This window comes from Jeotgalibacillus sp. ET6 (assembly GCF_029667115.1).
Taxonomy (GTDB): Bacteria; Bacillota; Bacilli; order Bacillales; family Jeotgalibacillaceae; genus Jeotgalibacillus.
Map to the genome: position 1 here is coordinate 1 of NZ_JARUIU010000092.1, position 272 is coordinate 272.

1 protein-coding gene is annotated in these 272 nt (G+C 39.7%); it reads right to left on the reverse strand.

Annotated elements, in window-relative coordinates; translation table 11 throughout:
• The coding region (locus P6709_RS20620) for an IS3 family transposase (protein WP_278242637.1) at positions 1-272 on the reverse strand (272 nt) is incomplete at both ends.

Below are 272 nucleotides of genomic sequence, written 5' to 3' on the forward strand. Positions count from 1 at the left end.
ATACACTTTTTTATGGTTAATCAGAAGACCTAATTTCTTTAGTTCATTGGTGATCCGTTTATATCCATACCGTTCATGTGACGCTTTAAATAGGGAGATGATGTGTTCTTTAAGGTCTGTTTCATCATCCTCTTTCCCCAACCTTTTCACATGATAATGATAGGTGGCTTCCGGAATACCGACTACCACAAAGATCTCTTTTAATGGGAATCCTTCTTGTTTGAGCTCGAGTGCCAGCTTTGCCTGTGCTTTTCGTGGAAGGCATTCGAATT